The organism is Sinorhizobium chiapasense (assembly GCF_045277575.1).
Lineage (GTDB): Bacteria > Pseudomonadota > Alphaproteobacteria > Rhizobiales > Rhizobiaceae > Ensifer > Ensifer chiapasense_A.
Window position 1 is genome coordinate 2062007 of the sequence record NZ_CP144205.1, and the last position, 14115, is coordinate 2076121.

The following is a 14115-nucleotide window of genomic DNA, read 5'->3' on the forward strand; positions in this document are numbered from 1 at the left end:
TGGCCGGCTGTAGACAAAGCACGCCCCACTACCCAAGATGGCATTATGCAACCATTGGCGTGATTCGAGATGTGGAAGTTCTTCGCGGCCCTGACATGTGTGCTTACGGCGGGGGCCTTCATCTGGCTTGCGCTCTTGATTTCGGGGCACATCGAAGGCGAATTTGGCCTGAGGGACCTGATCAGCATGATCATGTCGGTGCCGACAACCATCGGCCTCGTCTGCTATGCCTACGATAGGACCATGCTTCCATCGGCCTTCTGGCCGCCTTTTGCCAAAGCGCTAACCTTCTGGACGGCCTTTGAAATCGTTGACACGACCTGGGCACTCTTGTCTCTCAGCCCGGCGGCATTTTCCAGGAGCGAACTGGCCGCGGTGGTGGTGCTCTATCCGGTCCTTCTGGCGTTTGCCTATTTCGGGTGGCTCGGCGTCTGGCGCCACGCCCACGCCGTGAAGCGGCAATCTGCTCCCGCGAACTGACGCGAACTTCGTTCAGATGCGCGCGCAAGCATTCACCGTGGCGCAAGTCGCCCTGCTCGCGAAAGTGAAGACAGATTGCTCAACCTCGTACTCTACAGCGATCAGCTTTTCCCCGCCTGTTCGGCGATCGACCTGAGGCTCGTCGAATTGCTGAAGGCGCGCGAAACCGGAAATCGCATCGCCTATGTCGCCTCCGGCCCGGAGCCGGACCGCGGCTTCTTCCTTGCCGCCCGGTCCTATTACGGCCGATCCGGCCTCGATCTCGCTCTGTTCTTCGATCTCGATGAGCCGCACTCGGCAGAAGACATCGCTGCACTCTTCGCCTCGGATGCCATTCACCTCGCCGGCGGCCATACCGGCGGGTTTCTCGAACGGCTGAAGCGAAGCGGCATGCTCGGGTCGCTCCGCGACTGGGCGCTGTCAGGCGGCATCCTCATCGGCGTCAGCGCCGGCGCCATCCTCATGGCCCCGACGATCGCGACGGATGCGCTGTTCGTCGGTAAGAGACCCGAGGACCTGTCGGATGGAGATGCGCTCGACCTCGTGCCGTTCGCGTTCTTCCCGCATCTCAGCGACGACGACACTTACCTTCCCGCGCTTCTCCGCTACAGCACGCATACGCCAAGACCGATCGTTGCCTGCAATGACGGCGACGGCATCATTGTGACCGGCAGGAGGATCGAATGCGCAGGAAATCCGCTTTGGCTTGCGGGCGGAGCCGCACGCGCGCCGGGCGAGCTCGAGCTCGACGGCTTCTCGATTTTGCAGATCTGACCGCGCACATCCTGTTGCGCGTCGCTGAGCCCCGCCCCTCTATATCGCTCCCGCCCGCGCGGCCCGCGCGAGGCGTGGCGCGGCCGCTCTTTCTCGCAGCGGCAGCGGCGCCGAGGCGGCGTTGCGCCTGCCGAGCTGCGCCTCTCCAGCAGTGATGCCGATGTCGGCGAGGCGCTCCGCGTCGAGTTCACGCAACTGCTGCAACTGCCGGTACCGAGACCGTGGCGAGGCGACGAGATAGAGGCCGATTTCCCTGAACATGTCGAATACCCATGTCTTGTTCCTGATTATGAGGACAGTCTGCGCCTCGACATTCCACAAATGAAGGTTAGCATTCCTATTCAAAGCATAAGGAAAACTTTGATATGGGTGCGCTCAATCTCGACTATCTCAGAACCTTCGCGCTGGTTGCCGATCTCGGCAGCTTCTCGGCCGCCGCCGAGCGGCTGGGGCTCACCCAGCCGGCGATCAGCCTGCAGGTGCGCGCTTTGGAAAAGCAGCTCGGCGTGCGCCTCGTCGAGCGTGTCGGCCGCACCGCGCGGCCGAGTGCCGCCGGGGCGGAACTGCTGGCCCATGCGGGCCGCATCGAGGCGGCGACGAGCCAGGCCATCGAGGCGGTGGCGCGCCACGCCAAGGGCGTTCTCGGCCGCGTGCGGCTCGGCACCGGCGCCACCCCTTGCGCCTTCCTGCTGCCGCCGCTGCTGGCCGATCTCAAGCGCCGCTTCCCCGACCTCGACATCACGGTCACAACCGGCAACAGCGCCGACATTGTCCGGGCGGTGGACGAAAATCTGCTTGATATCGGGCTCGTCACCCTTCCCGTCACCGGCCGCATCTTCGATGTGGCCCCGCTCTTCGACGAACGCTTCGTCGCCATCGCCCCTCCGGGAACCGACCTGCCTGACAGCGTGACCGCCAAAACCCTGGCGAAGCACCCGTTGATCCTCTACGAACCGGGCGCCAACACCCGCCGGATCACCGACGAATGGCTGATTTCGGGCGGCACGGACGTCAAACCGCTCATGTCGTTCGGCAGCGTCGACGCGATCAAGGAAATGGTCGCCGCCGGCCTCGGTGCAGCGCTCGTGCCGGAAATCGCGCTCCGCGCCGGGGATCACGAGCGACTGGAGGTGCGACCGGTCACGCCGCCTTTCTCACGCCGCTCCGCCCTCGTCCTTCGCCGCGACAAGCGACTCGACCGGGCGCTGCGCGAGACATTGGCCGCCTTGAGGACACTGGCAGACCTGGACGAGGACTAGAAAGCGCGGCGATCGGAAATCGGGTGGGCGCTGCCCTCCGCCGGCAGTAGTCAGGGCGAACTTCAACCAAGAGAAGGGATAAGTCCATGACCATGCTGCAAGACAAGATCGTGATCGTCACCGGCGCCTCCTCCGGCATCGGCCGCGCGGTCGCCAGGCTCTTCGCCGCCGAGGGCGCGAAGATCGTCGCCAACGCCCGCGGTGAAGCGCCGCTTACGGCCGTTGTCGAAGCGATCCACGAGGACGGCGGCGAAGCAATCGCCGTCAGCGGCGACGTCACCGAGGAAGCGACCCATTTCCGGCTGGTGGAGGCGGCGCTGAACCGTTTCGGCGGCCTCGACATCGCCGTCAACAATGCCGGCTCCGTCGGCGCCGTCAGGCCGATCGCCGAAATCACCGCCTCCGAATGGCAGGAGACGCTCGCCGCCAACCTCACCTCCGCCTTCCTTGCCGCCCGCCACCAGATCCCGGCCATGCTGCAACGCGACGGCGGATCGCTGGTCTTCACCTCCACCTTCGTCGGCACCAGCGTCGGTATCCCCGGCATGGCCGCCTATGGCGCGGCGAAAGCCGGGCTGATGGGCCTCGTCAAGGGCATCACCGCCGACTATGGCGCAAGCGGCATCCGCGCCAACGCGCTCCTTCCGGGCGGCGTCGATACGCCGGCGGGCGGCAGCAAGGAGCAGAAGGAATGGGCCGCCGGCCTGCACGCGATGAAGCGCATCGCCCAGCCGGAAGAGATCGCCCAGGCCGCCCTCTTCCTCTCCGGCCCAATGGCAAGCTTCGTCTCGGGTGCGGCGCTCTTTGCCGATGGCGGCAATGCTGCGGTGAAGTGACGGCGGCCAGCGGCCCCAACAGGCGCCAGGGCAGGCTGCCCTGGCGCGAACCCGCGCCAGTACCTCTATCCGGACAGTCGCCTCTCCCCGGCAGCCCTTCAAATCGGGATCTCCGTCGTCTCCTTGCCCGTGCGGATCACGAACGCCGTGTAATAGCGCGCGACATTGCTCTCCTCGCGGAAGAGCCGTTCAGTCAGCGCATCGAGCTCGTCCATGTCCTTCAGCCGCAGCATCAGCAGCGCATCGGTCTCGCCGCTGATGCTGTAGGCCTGGATGACCGCCGGCTCCTTGGCCGCCATGTCGAGGAAGCGGCGGACATATTGTTCGCCGTGGCGCTCGAGCTCGACGGTGATGATCGCCTTCATGGTTCGGCCGGCCTTGGCCGGATTGAGGACCGCGACGATCCGGTCGATGACGCCGGCCTGATGAAGCCGCCTTATGCGGCGCAGGCAGCTTGACGGCGACAGGCCGACTTCGGCCGCAAGCTCGGCATTGGTGCGCGACGCATCCTGCTGCAGGAGCTTCAGAAGCTTGCTGTCGATCCTGTCCATCCCAGTTTCCCTGTTGCGGCCCTATGCAATTTTATTGCACAAACTCGCATATTTTGACCACAACTGCGAATGGCCCCGCGCTAGTCCTTGGACAACCAGTCAAGGAGGCACCGTCATGGCCGTTCTGATCATCCTCTACCGCAAGACGCTCACCACACTCGAAGTCTATTGGGACTTGGTCCGCATCATCGTCCCCGTCACCATCGTCACGCATGTGCTGCAGGAACTTGGGGTGATCCGCGCCGTCGCGCCCGCCTTCGAGCCGCTGATGACCGTGGTCGGGCTGCCGCCCGAACTCGCCTTCGCCTGGCTGACCGGCCTGCTTGTCGGCATCTGGGGCGCCGTGGTGGTCGTCTTCGCGCTGGTGCCGGTTTCGGAGCTGACGACCGCCGACATGACGGTCTTTTCAGCGCTGATGCTGGTGGCCCATGCCATCCCGATCGAGCAGCGCATCATCCAGAAGGCAGGCCCGAGTTTCCTCGTCACGGCCGCGCTCAGGATCGGCGGCGGCCTCGTCTTCGCGGCACTGCTGCACCAAGTCTTCGCGCTGACCGGATGGCTCGCCGCGCCGCTGAACCCCACATGGATCCCGGTCAACGAGGGCTCGGGCTGGGTCGCTTTCGCGCTCAGCACACTGAAGACGCTCGCGACCATGCTCGTCGTGCTGCTCGCCTTGAGCTGGACGATCGAGATCCTCAAGCTCGTCGGCATCCTCGGCTGGCTGAACCGGGGCATGGCGCCGCTCTTCCGCCTGGCCGGCATAAGGTCCGAGACGGTGCCGTTCACCGCCGTCGGCGTGCTCCTTGGCATATCCTATGGCGGCGCGCTGCTGATCCGCGAGGCGCGCGAAGCCAGGGTGGAGCCGCGCCAGGTCTTCCTCGCCTGCGTCTTCATGGGTTTCGGCCACAGTCTCATCGAGGATACGCTGGTCGTCGTTGCCCTCGGTGCGGATTTCACCAGCGTGTTCTTCGGTCGCCTGCTCTTTGCCATCGCGGCGACGGCCATGGTCGCGCGCGTCGTCACGTCCGCGCCGGACAGGGTGTTCTTCCGCTCCTTCTTCCGCAAGGACGGTGGCGAACCCGTCCTGTCGGAGGCGTAGAGCATGCCGCGCAAAAATGTGCTGCGGTCTTGCGTTACTCCGCCGCGGCCTCTGCAGCCAGAGTGGGCGGCACCGTCATCCGCCCAAACGCCGCACGGTAAGCGACGGGTGTCGTCGAAAGCTGCTGGCGGAAATGGTGGCGCAGCGTCTGGGTCGAGCCGAAGCCCGAGGCTTCGGCCACCTGCTCCATGCCGAGCGCCGTTTCCTCCAGCAATTGCCGGGCGCGGGAAAGCCGCTCGGAAAGCAGCCAGCGCGCCGGCGTCGTGCCGGTCGCCGCCTCGAAGCGCCGCAGGAAGGTGCGCTCGCTCATGCCGGCCGCCTTCGCGAGCACGGCGATCGAGAAATCCTCGCCCAGCCGTTCGCGCATGCGGTCGAGCAACGGCCCGAGCCGGGCGCTCTCATGCACGTCGGGCACCGCCCGCTCGATGAACTGCGCCTGGCCGCCGTCGCGGTGCGGAGGTACGACGAGGCGGCGGGCGACGCGGTTGGCGGCCTCGCTGCCGAAATCGCGGCGGATCAGGTGCAGGCAGAGATCGATGCCGGCAGCGCTGCCGGCCGAGGTCAGCACCGCGCCGCCGTCGACATAGAGCACGTCCGGCACCACCTCGATGTCAGGATAGAGCGCCTTCAGCCTGTCGGTATGGCGCCAGTGGGTCGTCGCCCTCCGGCCCGAAAGCAGCCCGGCCGCCGCCAGCACGAAGACGCCGGAACAGATCGAAAGGACGCGCGCGCCGCGATCATGCGCCTCGCGCAACGCGGCGCAGAGCGCCTCCGGCACCGGCTGGTCGGCGCCCCGCCATCCGGGAACGATGATCGTGCCGGCCTCGGCCAGAAGCGCGATGCCGCCGTCGGCAACGAGGCGCACGCCGCCGGTTGCCCTAAGTTCGCCGGGATCGACCGAGGCGACGGCGAAGCGATACCAGCCCTCGCCCATTTCCGGCCGCGGCAGGCCGAACATCTCGACGGCGACGCCGAACTCGAAGGTGCAGAGCCCATCATAGGCAAGCGCCACGACGAGCGGATTTTGAAGCGATGAGGCAGCGGAAAATGACTTTGGCATGATCTTGAGCATATATGGCAATGTTGCCAACTGCCAGTCCCCGCCAAGCGCTGCTACATGTTTCCTCGTCAACCCGCACGAACACCTGAGGAGAGCCCGATGAGCATCGTCACCGAAACCCCCGCCGCTTCCCCCGAGATCGCCATTGCCCATTTCGCCAAGCGCCTGAGCGTCGAGACCGATTGCTCGGACGTCGCCCATGCCCTGAAGAGCGGCGAACAGGATTTCGTGCTTCTGCATGTGGTCGGCTCGGACGCGGCCTATGCCCGCCGACACGTGCCGGGCGCGATCCACCTGCCGCATCGCCAGATCAGCGCCGAACGCATGGCCGAGTGGCCCGAGGATACGCTCTTCGTCGCCTACTGCGCCGGCCCGCACTGCAACGGCGCCGACCAGGCGGCCCTCAGGCTTGCGCGGCTCGGCCGCCCCGTGAAGATCATGATCGGCGGCATCACCGGCTGGGAAGATGAGGGCCTGGCCTTCGCCACCGGCTCCGCGCCCGGTGAAGCGCAGGCCTTGCTCGCCGCCTGAGCCCGCGCCTACAGCGCCGCGCGTCTTTTAAGACGCGCAAAGGTCGCTGTAGCACTTTGATTTGCTGCATGTCTTTGTCCTTAAATCGAGGTCGATTTAAGGAGACATGCAGTAGCTCACATGATTGCTTCGCGCGTCTCCGGACGCGTGAAGCACGCTGCAGCACCTTGCAGCGCCGCGTGACCTTGCCCCCGCCGGCATTCAGTAACCCGCGCCTGACGGATCACCCCTTTGCACGAGATGTCGAGATGCACGCATCACCCCTCACCGTCCGCCCCTTCCAACGCCACGACGTGACCGACGTGCTGAGGCTGATGCGCGGCCTTGCAATCTTCGAGGGCTACATCGACAAATTCTGCGTGACCGAAGCGGATCTGGCCGAACACGGTCTTGGCGAAACCCCGCGCTTCGGCGTGCTGCTCGCGGAGCTTTGCGGCCGCACGGTCGGCATCGCCGTCCACTACGTCATCCCCTGGACCTACGACCTGAAGCCGACGCTGGTGCTGAAGGAACTTTTCGTCGATGAAACAGCGCGTTCCTCGGGCGCAGGCGCCGCATTGATCGCGGCTTTGAAGCGTCACGCCGCCAGCATCGGCGCGCCACGCATCAACTGGACGGTGCTGGCGAGCAACGACGCCGCCAAGCGCTTCTACCGGCGCGAAGGCGGCAGCCGCGATGCGATCTGGGAGCCCTGGACGATGCCGGTCGAGGCCGTTCCGGGCGGCTGCGAAAGCTGAAGATCCACCCGGCCATGCGCCCCAGAACGGCGCCTAACCCCCGCCAAAGCCTCCATAACCCGCTTGGGCAGGGCATTTCACCGCCTTGCCTAGCCCTAATTGCCTACTCAAATCCCTCTTAAATTTTATTGATTTCAGGCACCGCTTTTGTCAAACTGTACCTGTAATTGCACACCGCAGACATACAATCCCCGGAAGAGTAGTGTGGTTGCGTTTTTATTGCCGTGCAATTGCTTTATTTGTTTTTATTGCGCGCTTGAGCCTCCGTTCCCCGCGGGGGCTCAATCATTTTGAAGAATAGGCAATTGAAGCAACGCGAAACCGGCAGCGGGCGGTCTACAAACGTGATCTCGACCCGCAACACGGAAGATCTTGCCTCGCACTGGTCACGTGGCTAAAGCCTCAAAAGCCACGTCTCCACCTTGCCTTTGCCCTTGACGTCGATTGCGCCGCGCGACTCGAAAACAAACTGGCCTTGGAGCTGGTCATACACTGTGCGTGTCACCTGAACGGAATCGGGAACGCCCGCAGACTCCATTCGGCTCGCGAGATTCACCGTGTCGCCCCACAGGTCGTAAATGTACTTGCTCTTGCCGATGACGCCGGCCACGACGGGGCCGCTGTTGATACCGACTCTCAGCTTCAAGGAGGTGTTGTGCTCCAGCGCGTGCTCGCGGCTGATATGGATCATGCGAATGGCCATGCGCACCATGCGCTCGGCGTGATCGGGACAAGGCTCGGGCAGGCCGCAGACCGCCATGTAGGCGTCGCCGACGGTCTTGATCTTTTCGATGCCGAGCTCCTGCGCCGCCGCGTCAAAACGCGTGAACAGCCCATTGAGCAACTTGACGACATCCTGCGGCGGCATGTTGGACGAAAGCTCGGTGAAGCCCACCAGGTCGGCAAAGGCGACCGTGACTTCCGCGAAGCCATCGGCAATCCGTTCCTCGCCGCCGCGCAGTCGGTTGGCGATCGGCGCGGGCAGCACGTTCAGCAACAACTCCTCGTTTTCGCGGTTCTTGTTTTGGATCACCACGTTCTTTTCGCGCAGATCCCCAACCATGCCGTTGAAAGCCGAACAAAGTTGTCCGATCTCGTCTCCTGTGCGCACAGCCACGCTGGCTTCGTAATCGCCTGCGGCGAAGCGTTTCACACCAGCCGTGAGTTCCCTGAGCGGTCCAAGCATTGCGCGCGCAAGCCAGGCGGCCGCTGCAGTCAATGCGAGCAACGCCAACCCGCCAACCACCATCAGGTCTCTGCGCAACTGGTCGATCGGCGCAAAGGCTTCAGCGCTGTCGATCTTGGCGACAACGCCCCAGTTGACTCCGGCTATTGCAAGCGGGCCCCATGACGCGAGTGTCGGAACGCCGCGATAACCGACGATCTCTCCGGTCCCCTCGACCCCGGCAATGGCAGCCCTGGTGGCTGCGGTCTCGATGCGCTGGTGCAGCACTGGCGTGCCGTAGCGCTTGATTGCAGCGATTTCTTCGTCCGGTGTGCCGACGGCCGTGAGTTCGGCGAAGTAGTGTTCACGATCCTCGTAAAAGGTTCGCGGACCAGAACGAACCAGATAGTCCGGTCCAACTAAGTAGGCCTCGCCAGTCTCTCCGAATCCCTCCTGTCGCCAACGACGCCCCCCAGTAACGACCTTGTCGATCTCTTCGTTCGACAGTTGTGCAACCAGCACGCCGATGACCTCGCCTCGGTCGATCACCGGCGCGGCCATGAAAGCGATGGGAGCGCCGCCAGACGGCGCGTATGGGGCAAAGTCTTCCAGGCAGATGGTTGATCGATCAGCGCTTTCCGCACATCGAGCAACCGCAGTGGCAACATTGGAGCGTCGGTATGGGCCGAATTGAAGAGACGTGGCGAAGTCCACTTCCTTCTGAACCGTGTAGATCAGCCGCCCTGACTTCGGATCCGCCAACATGAAATCGAAGAAACCAACCGTGTTGGCCGCCGCGCGCAACAGCGGGTGGTAGATCGCGTGCAGACGGCTGTAGTCGCTCCCGTCGCCGGCATCGTCGACGAGCTTCCGCCTCTCCGGCGGATTCGGATTGGAGACGAGGTAGTGGTATTGCAGATAGTAGGGAGCGGCGCCGACCGGAAGATAGTCGGCCAGCGCCGGCTCCCTGCCCAGAACCCGTGCCATCTGCGGGATGAAATTGTCAGCATACCAGTTGCTGACCTTCTCACGCAGTTCTGGCGGCAATTCTTGTCGATCGAGCCGGTCGACCGCCCCGCGAAACTCCCGCGTAGCCTCAACCACCATCTTCGAGGTGGCGAGCAGCCGCAACTCGCTCTGGATTGTGTGGAAGTAAGTTTCGACTTGACGAACCTTGTTCTGTCGAGCTGCCGTGAGGTGCTCAAAAATCACCATTTCAATCGCATCACGGGCGCGCAAATAACCGAGCACCGCTGTGACCAGAATGGCGATCGAGCCAAGCAGAACGAGAACGGCAAAGAGTTTTGCGGCCAACCCGAAGGCAGGGCGTGATCTGGAGATCAATTCAGTCGAGTTCACTCACTCTGCCCCCGCGACGTGACTTCTGGCTGCAAGTGGCATTCGGACGGGCACCGACCGGGCTCGTCGTGCCCGATCGGGTTGTCACCGCCCCTCAATGGCCGCCGAGCACCAGCGTCTGCACCGGCAGCATCAGCGCCTGCATGCGCAGGATCATCGCATGGACGAGGCCCACGGTGTCGACCACGTGCAGATAGGCCCAGCGGGCCGTGCTGATATCGGGCGACTCCAGTTCGTCATGGCTGTTGGTATAGGCATTGGCGATGCAGCTGCTGCCCGGCGGAACGTCATCCAGCACGCCGGGATAGAGCGGCTCCATGAAGACGGTCAGGGTGCCGGGCTGCGAGAGCTGCGTGACGTCGATCAGCTGGTCGCTGGCGCGCACCTGGCCGGCGGCGATCACGTCCTGCACTTCGGTGACGACGAGCGGAATGATGGTAAAGGGCTTGCCGACGCAGGTCGCCTCGCCGATCATGCCCACCTTCATCACCTGCGTCTCGATCTGGCCGAAGCCGGCAATAAGCCGCGCCCGGCCGGCAGTCTCGGGCACGAGCACGCCCGCCGGCCGCAGCAGCGGGTTGACGACTTCGCCGACCCTAAGCGTGAACTGCTGCAGCGTGCCGGACACGCCGGCCCTGACCGTGGCCTTGGCAATATCGACCTCCGCCTCCTTCAGCGCTGCTTCGGCGCTCGCCTTCTGCGAAGGCAGGAGCGACTGCAGCTTCGTCTCCAGCGTCTGCTTGTTGGAGAGGGCGGCGGTGAGCGCGCCCTTGCGCCCTTCGAGATTGACCTGCCGGCGCTCGATTTCGCGCCGGGCGACGACGTTGGGGTTCAGCTTGTTGAGTTCGACCTGGGTGTCGTACTCGTCCTGGGCCTGTTGCACCGCGGCCTGCGCCTGGACGATCGCGCCATCGGCAGCGACCAGTTCGGTGCGGGAGACGGTGATTTCGGCCTCGACCTCGGCGATCTGCCGGCGCGCAACCTCGGCGGCGGCTTCCTCTTCCGAGCTGTCGAGCTTGAACAGCGGCTGGCCGGCCTGCACCTTCTCGAAGGTGGTCACGTAGATCTCCGAGACGCGGCCACTGGTCTCCGGCAGAACCGCGACCGTGCGGAACGCCGCGGTGACGTTCTTCGTCGACGGATGGAAGTAGAAGATCAGCGTGATCAGCGAGATCGTCAGGATGATGCAGGCGGTGATGCCCCAGCGCAGTTCGAACCACACCGAATAGATCGTGATCTCCTTGCCGAACCTCTTGCCCTGGACATAGCGGCGGAAGAGATAGTCCGGCAGGATCGTCAGCATCGAGCAAAGCATGAATTCGAACATGGCTCAGGCCTTCCCTTCCACCGACGGCTGATCTGCAGGCGCGGCCGGATGCCCCGCTGCCGGCTCGGGCTCGGCCGGTACCGGTTCAGTTGCTCCATCCACCTTGCGGGCGATCCGCTCCAGGGAGCGGGCGACAGACGAAAGCGGCGACGAAAAATCCGGCAGGTCGATCAGCGCCAGAATCAGCGCAGCGATCCAGAAGATGTTGTTGTGCGTGACCAGCGAGATCAGCCCCAGCACCGCCACCAGTTCGTATTGAACCTTGTGGCTCTTGTGCGCCATGGTTTCCGGCAGCGAATGGAGCCGGAGATAGAAGGTGCCAAGCGCGAAGATCGCCAGGATCATGAAGATGACGACGACGTTGAACAGGACGTCGCTTTGCCCCGGCGCCGTGATGAACGCCGGCAAATGATGAATTGCAGTAGGATGGACGGCCTCAGACATTACGCCTCCATGAAACGGACCGGACCAGGAGAATCGCACATTAGCACACCCCCAAAAAACGCAAACAAAACTTGCACTTCAGCCGCAACTTGACCTTGCGGGCCGCGCGCCTAAGCAAATCAGGGCTGCGGCACTGCGCGTCTTATCAGATGCGCAAAGCGCTGTAGCACTTTGAATTGCTGCATGTTTCCTTTAACCGGCTACGATTAAAGAATATGCAGTAGCACGCTGAAATGCCGGAGGTTTCGAGCAGGATCCTCGGCGGCATGCTGTTCCCCCGGTAACCGCGGCCGATGCCCGCTCGCCCTATCGCGCGCCGCAGACGGCCGCACCCACCGTCCATTGCCTGAAGGAGATCACGATGGCTCAAAACATTTACGACAGGCCGGAGTTTTTCGAAGGCTACAGCCAGCTCGGGCGCTCGCTGCACGGGCTTGCCGGCGCCGCCGAGTGGCCGGCGATCCGCGCCCTGCTGCCGGATCTCGCGGGCAAGCGCGTCGTGGATCTCGGCTGCGGCTTCGGCTGGTTTTCCCGCTTTGCCCGCGAGGCCGGCGCCGCTCACGTGCTCGGCGTCGATCTCTCGCAGAAGATGATCGCCCGCGCCCGGGCCGACACGGCCGATCCGGCGATCGAATACAAGATCGCCGATCTCGATGAGCTCAAACTCCCCGCGCAAGGCTTCGACTTCGCCTATAGCTCGCTCGCCTTCCACTATGTCGAGGATTTCGCCCGGCTGGTCGCCACCATCCACCGGGCGCTCGTTCCCGGCGCGCACTTCGTCTTCACCATCGAGCACCCGATCTACATGGCCTCCCACAATCCCGGCTGGCGCCTCGAAAACGGCGAACGGACCTGGCCGATCGATCACTATTCCGAGGAGGGACCGCGCACCACCGACTGGCTGGCGAAGGGCGTGATCAAGCACCACCGCACCATCGGCACGACGCTCAACACGCTGATATCAACGGGCTTTGCCATTCGGCACGTTCAGGAATGGCGGCCGACCGAGGCGCAGATCGCCGAGATCCCGGCGCTGGCCGAAGAAGTCGACCGCCCGATGATCCTGATCGTGAAGGTGCAGAAGTAATGCAAGGCGGCTTATGTATGAGCTGCTCAGACTGTCTGCCAAACGCTGAAGGTGGTTTTTGGCAAGCGGGCACCCCAATCTCCGCCTACCCCTTGTCCTTCAGCGTCTCCTTCTGGGTGATCAGCCGGGCGCTGTGCTGGCCGCTCAAATAGGTCCAGAACCAGCTCCAGGCGACGGCGAAGCGGCTGCGGGTGCCGATCAGGAAGTAGATGTGGGCGATGCCCCAGATCCACCAGGCAAGCGCGCCCTTCAGCTTGAAGCGGCCGAAATCGATGATCGCGGCGCGCCGGCCGATGGTGGCGAGGCTGCCCTGGTGGCGATAGCGGAAATCACCGGGCGGCCGGTCGCCGGCGAGCCGCGCGCGGATGACGTCGGCGACATAGGCGCCCTGCTGCTTGGCCGCAGGTGCAATGCCCGGCACCGGCTTGCCGCCGTCATAGGTGACGGCAGCCGTGTCGCCGATGACGAAGACATCCCTGTGCCGAGGGACGGTGAGATCGGCGCCGACGATCGCCCGGCCGGCCCGGTCCGCGGCGATGTCCAGCCAGCGGGCGGCGGGTGAGGCCTGGACGCCCGCGGCCCAGACGAGCGTGCGGCTCGCCACGAACTCCTCGCCGATCATCACGCCCTCTTCGGTGCAGGATGTCACCGGCGTGCCGGTGCGAACCTCGACGCCGAGAGTTTCCAGTTCCTCGACCGCGTAAGCCGAGAGATCCTCGCTGAAGGCGGCGAGAATGCGCGGCCCCGCCTCGACGAGGATCACGCGGGTTCGCCGCGTATCGATGCGGCGAAACTCGTCCGGAAGCGTGCGATGCGCCATCTCGGCGATGATCCCGGCAAGCTCGACGCCCGTGGGACCGGCACCGATAATGGTGAAGGTCAGCAGCGCATCGCGCGCGGCCGGGTCTTCTTCCAGCTCGGCGCGCTCGAAGGCGGTGAGCACGCGGCGGCGGATCGTGGTCGCGTCCTCCAGCGTCTTCAGTCCGGGGGCGAACGGCTCCCATTCGTCATGGCCGAAATAGGCGTGCGTCGCCCCGGTCGCCAGCACCAGCGTGTCATAGCCGATCCGCTTGCCGTCCCTGAGAACGACCGCCTTTCCGGCCGCGTCCACATCCGTCACTTCGCCGAGGAGCGTCGTCACTTCCGGCCGGTCGCGCCAGAGGGTGCGAAGCGGCCAGGCAATTTCCGAGGTCGCAATCAGCGTCGTCGCGACCTGATAGAGCAAGGGCTGGAAGAGATGATGGTTGCGCCGGTCGATGAGGGTGATCCGAACCGGTGCGCCGGCAAGCCCTTTGACGAGCTGCACCCCGCCGAACCCGCCGCCGACGACGACCACGTGATGCCTGTCCTGCATGTTTGTGCTTCCAGCTGGCTCCCAGCCGGCCTTCTATTGGACATGCCACAAC

General features: G+C 64.4%; 15 protein-coding genes. 8 read left to right on the forward strand and 7 right to left on the reverse strand.

Annotated elements, in window-relative coordinates; genetic code table 11:
* The first annotated feature begins 69 nt into the window (after positions 1-69).
* The gene (locus QM996_RS10085; protein ID WP_500267356.1) at positions 70-480 is read left to right on the forward strand and encodes a hypothetical protein; all 411 of its coding nucleotides are present in this window, start codon (positions 70-72) and stop codon (positions 478-480) included.
* Positions 481-555: 75 nt separating this feature from the next.
* The gene (locus tag QM996_RS10090; RefSeq protein ID WP_500267357.1) at positions 556-1254 is read left to right on the forward strand and encodes a Type 1 glutamine amidotransferase-like domain-containing protein; all 699 of its coding nucleotides are present in this window, start codon (positions 556-558) and stop codon (positions 1252-1254) included.
* A gap of 39 nt (positions 1255-1293) precedes the next feature.
* Here QM996_RS10090 and QM996_RS10095 read toward each other — a convergent pair whose 3' ends face one another.
* On the reverse strand, positions 1294-1515 hold the full coding sequence (locus QM996_RS10095) for a DUF1127 domain-containing protein (protein ID WP_500267358.1): 222 nt from the start codon (positions 1513-1515) through the stop codon (positions 1294-1296).
* Positions 1516-1619: 104 nt separating this feature from the next.
* On the opposite strand from QM996_RS10095, the gene QM996_RS10100 reads away from it, so the two are divergent.
* Together QM996_RS10100 and QM996_RS10105 are read left to right on the forward strand one after the other, a co-directional pair.
* Positions 1620-2513: a LysR family transcriptional regulator gene (locus QM996_RS10100; protein ID WP_500267359.1), complete on the forward strand. Its 894-nt coding sequence runs from the start codon at positions 1620-1622 to the stop codon at positions 2511-2513.
* Between the two features lie 86 nt (positions 2514-2599).
* Complete coding sequence (locus tag QM996_RS10105) at positions 2600-3349, forward strand: Rossmann-fold NAD(P)-binding domain-containing protein (protein ID WP_500267360.1); 750 nt, start codon at positions 2600-2602, stop codon at positions 3347-3349.
* Between the two features lie 98 nt (positions 3350-3447).
* On the opposite strand, the gene QM996_RS10110 is transcribed toward QM996_RS10105, so the two are convergent.
* Positions 3448-3900, reverse strand: a complete 453-nt coding sequence (locus QM996_RS10110; RefSeq protein ID WP_500267361.1) for an Lrp/AsnC family transcriptional regulator — start codon at positions 3898-3900, stop codon at positions 3448-3450.
* 115 nt (positions 3901-4015) lie between these two features.
* Between QM996_RS10110 and QM996_RS10115 the strand changes: the two genes are divergently transcribed.
* Entirely contained in the window at positions 4016-4999 is a 984-nt protein-coding gene (locus QM996_RS10115) for a nucleoside recognition domain-containing protein (RefSeq protein WP_500267362.1), read from the forward strand.
* 34 nt (positions 5000-5033) lie between these two features.
* Here QM996_RS10115 and ftrA read toward each other — a convergent pair whose 3' ends face one another.
* Positions 5034-6071 (reverse strand): transcriptional regulator FtrA, encoded by a 1038-nt coding sequence (gene ftrA / locus QM996_RS10120; RefSeq protein ID WP_500270283.1) that lies wholly within the window; start codon positions 6069-6071, stop codon positions 5034-5036.
* An 87-nt stretch (positions 6072-6158) separates the two neighbouring features.
* On the opposite strand from ftrA, the gene QM996_RS10125 reads away from it, so the two are divergent.
* Entirely contained in the window at positions 6159-6590 is a 432-nt protein-coding gene (locus QM996_RS10125) for a rhodanese-like domain-containing protein (protein ID WP_500267363.1), read from the forward strand.
* 248 nt (positions 6591-6838) lie between these two features.
* Positions 6839-7327, forward strand: a complete 489-nt coding sequence (locus QM996_RS10130; RefSeq protein WP_500267364.1) for a GNAT family N-acetyltransferase — start codon at positions 6839-6841, stop codon at positions 7325-7327.
* A 394-nt stretch (positions 7328-7721) separates the two neighbouring features.
* Here the strand turns inward: QM996_RS10130 and QM996_RS10135 are convergent, their stop codons facing one another.
* The 3 genes from QM996_RS10135 to QM996_RS10145 all read right to left on the reverse strand — a co-directional run bounded on the left by QM996_RS10135 (position 7722) and on the right by QM996_RS10145 (position 11622).
* Positions 7722-9806: an adenylate/guanylate cyclase domain-containing protein gene (locus QM996_RS10135; protein WP_500270284.1), complete on the reverse strand. Its 2085-nt coding sequence runs from the start codon at positions 9804-9806 to the stop codon at positions 7722-7724.
* 139 nt (positions 9807-9945) lie between these two features.
* On the reverse strand, positions 9946-11178 hold the full coding sequence (locus QM996_RS10140; RefSeq protein WP_500267365.1) for an HlyD family secretion protein: 1233 nt from the start codon (positions 11176-11178) through the stop codon (positions 9946-9948).
* A 3-nt stretch (positions 11179-11181) separates the two neighbouring features.
* Positions 11182-11622 (reverse strand): hypothetical protein, encoded by a 441-nt coding sequence (locus QM996_RS10145; protein ID WP_500267366.1) that lies wholly within the window; start codon positions 11620-11622, stop codon positions 11182-11184.
* A gap of 361 nt (positions 11623-11983) precedes the next feature.
* Here QM996_RS10145 and QM996_RS10150 point away from each other — a divergent pair, with 361 nt between their 5' ends.
* Complete coding sequence (locus tag QM996_RS10150; protein WP_500267367.1) at positions 11984-12709, forward strand: class I SAM-dependent methyltransferase; 726 nt, start codon at positions 11984-11986, stop codon at positions 12707-12709.
* An 85-nt stretch (positions 12710-12794) separates the two neighbouring features.
* Here the strand turns inward: QM996_RS10150 and QM996_RS10155 are convergent, their stop codons facing one another.
* Positions 12795-14063, reverse strand: coding sequence for an NAD(P)/FAD-dependent oxidoreductase (locus QM996_RS10155; protein ID WP_500267368.1), 1269 nt, complete (start codon positions 14061-14063; stop codon positions 12795-12797).
* Positions 14064-14115: the final 52 nt, after the last annotated feature.